Origin of the sequence: Corallococcus sp. AB032C (assembly GCF_003668935.1) — a bacterium.
Classification (GTDB): domain Bacteria; phylum Myxococcota; class Myxococcia; order Myxococcales; family Myxococcaceae; genus Corallococcus; species Corallococcus exiguus.
The window spans coordinates 1-2,707 of sequence record NZ_RAWP01000231.1; the positions used below are offsets into that span (position 1 = coordinate 1).

Below are 2,707 nucleotides of genomic sequence, written 5' to 3' on the forward strand. Positions count from 1 at the left end.
TGTCGTAGCTCGGCGTAACAGGTCCTCCGGAGTTCGGCGAACCCGGTCGGGGTGAGTTCGGCCAAACCGGTCCGCACCGGTTCGGCCAAACCGGTCCACTCGGGTGTCCGCCGACAGGCCACGCTGCCTTCCCTTGGAAAGGGAAGTGGCGTGAGTAACCGGAGAGTGGAGATGGACCGGCTGCAGGAATTGGTGCGGTTGCACCGCCTGGGCACGCCCGCGCGGCAAGTGGCCCGGGTGCTGCGCATGGGCGTGGACGTGGAGCGCGGCTACCGGCGCGTGCTGGAAGCGGCGGGGCTGCTGCAGGGCGACGTGCAGGTGCTGCCCGAACTCGAGGTGCTCAAGGCCGCGGTGCTGGCGGCGCGGCCCGCAGCCCCGCCAGCGCCCCAGCAGACGTCCAGCATGGAGGCGCACCGCGCCCAGGTGGAGGCGTGGGTGGCGAAGGGACTGCAGCCGCAGGCCATCTTCACCCGGCTGCGGATGGAGGCAGGGGAGCCGGAAGGCAGCCTCTCGGCGGTCAAACGCCTGGTGGGCAGCGTGCGTCGGGCACAGGGCGTGAGTGAAGAGGACGTCGCAATCCCCGTGGAGACGGCTCCGGGCGAAGTGGCGCAGGTGGACTTCGGTGAAGTGGGCCGGTTGTACGACGTGGATGCGGGGGCACTCCGGCGCGCCTGGGTGTTCGTCATGGTGCTCGGCTACAGCCGCCACCTCTTCGCCACGCTGGTGTTCGACCAGCGCGTGGAGACGTGGCTGCGTTGTCACGAGGCCGCCTTCGCGTACTTCGGCGGCGTGCCCCACTGCCTGGTTCCCGACAACCTCAAGGCAGCGGTGGTGCGCGCTGCCTTCGGGGTGGACGGGGAAAGGGCCCTGCAGCGCAGCTACCGCGCGCTGGCGCGCCACTACGGCTTCATCGTCGACCCGGCCCCACCCCGCGCCCCTGAGAAGAAGGGCAAGGTGGAGGCGGGTGTGCGCTACGTGAAGGGCAACTTCTTCGCCGGGAGGACCGGAGAGGACGCGCGCGAGTGCGAGGCCGCCCTGCAGCGCTGGCTGCGGGACGTGGCGTCGGTACGCGTGCACGGCACGACGGGGCGTCAGCCGCGCCTCCTCTTCCAGCAGGCCGAGGCCGCGGCGCTGCGTGCGCTGCCGGCGGCCGCGTGGGCGCCCGAGGTGTGGCACGAGGCCCGCGTGCACAGAGATGCCCACGTCATGTACGGCCGACGGTTGTACTCGGTGCCTTGGCGTCTCATCGGCCAGCGCGTCTGGCTGTGCGTCACGGCCCACGACGTGCGCGTGTACGCCCAGGACGAGCGCGTGGCCACCCACGCGCTGCGCGGCGAGGGCCACCGCAGCACCGTGGAAGCGCACCTGCCCGAGGCGCGCGCAGCCCTGCGCCACCGCAGCCGCAGCCACTGGGAGACGCGGGCGGCCCGGCTGGGCCCCCACACCGAGGCGTACGTGCGCGCCGTCTTCGACGCGGATGACGTCCTCAGCCAACTGCGCTGCGTGCAGGCCATGGTGGTGCACCTGGAGGGCTTCCCGCGCGAGCGGGCCGAGGCCGCGTGCCTCCGGGCGCTGCACTTCGGCAACCTGCGCTACCAGGGCCTCAAGGACATCCTGCGCCGCGGCCTGGATTTGCAGCCGTTGCCCCAGGACGGGCACCTGGCCATCGCCACGCCCGCCGCCACTGCTACGCCGCCGGCTCCCCGCTACGCACGCGACGTGCGCACGCTGCTGCGTTAGCGCGCCCCTGGCAGTCCCCGCAGTCCCACCCCACTCAAGGAGTATCCCCCCGCATGAGTACCTATGACGAACTCGTCCCCGTGCTGAAGAAGCTGCGCCTGTCCGGGCTGCTGCAATCCCTCGAGGTGCGCTGCCGCGAGGCGGCCGACGCCAACTTGTCGCTGACGGAATTCCTCTACCGGCTGCTGGCCGACGAGGTGGAGCGACGCGACGGCAAGCAGTTGGACGTGCGCATGCGCCGAGCCGCCTTCGAACGGCCCAGCACATTGGAGGACTTCGACTTCTCCTTCAACACCTCCGTCCCGCGCACCAAGGTGCTGGAGCTGGGCACCTGCACCTTTGTCGAGCGGCACGAGAACGTGCTGGTGGTAGGCCCGGCGGGCGTCGGCAAGAGTCACCTCGCCCAGGCGCTGGGCCAGCGAGCCTGTCGCGCCGGCCACGCCGTCCTCTACGTGAGCGCTCACGACATGCTCACGCAGTTGCGCGCCTCACGCGCCGACAACAGCTACGAGCGTCGTCTCCTGCGCTTCACCACGCCAGCCTTGCTCATCGTCGACGACCTCGGACTGCGGCCCCTCACGGGAGAGGAGGGCATCGACTTGTACGAGATTGTCCGCCGTCGCTACGAGCGTGCGGCCACTTGCATCACCTCCAATCGCGCCCTGGAGGAGTGGCCGCCGCTGTTTGGTGACGCACTGCTGGCCAGCGCCGCCATGGACCGGCTGCTGCACCACTCCCACGTCCTCACCATCGAGGGTGACAGCTACCGCAACCCGCCACTCGCCAAGCGCACCCGCGCACCGCGCGCGGCCCAGGTCGAGACTCCCGCACGCTGACACCTGGCGGAGCCCCTGCCGGACCGGTTTGGCCGAACCCGCGCGGTCCACGCCGTCACGCTTCCCGGGCTCCTCACGTCCGGACCTGATTGGCCGGACCGAACAGCGACCTGATTGGCCGAGCCTTGACA

2 protein-coding genes are annotated in these 2,707 nt (G+C 70.8%); both read left to right on the forward strand.

The genetic code is table 11. The features are described 5' to 3' along the window. The first annotated feature begins 150 nt into the window (after positions 1-150). Positions 151-1,740, forward strand: coding sequence for an IS21 family transposase (gene istA / locus D7X99_RS41675; protein WP_233614226.1), 1,590 nt, complete (start codon positions 151-153; stop codon positions 1,738-1,740). Between the two features lie 53 nt (positions 1,741-1,793). Beyond that, the gene (istB, locus tag D7X99_RS41680; protein ID WP_121782556.1) at positions 1,794-2,576 is read left to right on the forward strand and encodes an IS21-like element helper ATPase IstB; all 783 of its coding nucleotides are present in this window, start codon (positions 1,794-1,796) and stop codon (positions 2,574-2,576) included. Positions 2,577-2,707 lie beyond the last annotated feature (131 nt).

Coding starts and splice junctions, on each gene's coding strand:
- istB (WP_121782556.1), top strand. CDS start 1,794: ATGAGTACCTATGACGAACTCGTCCCCGTGCTGAAGAAGCTGCGCCTG.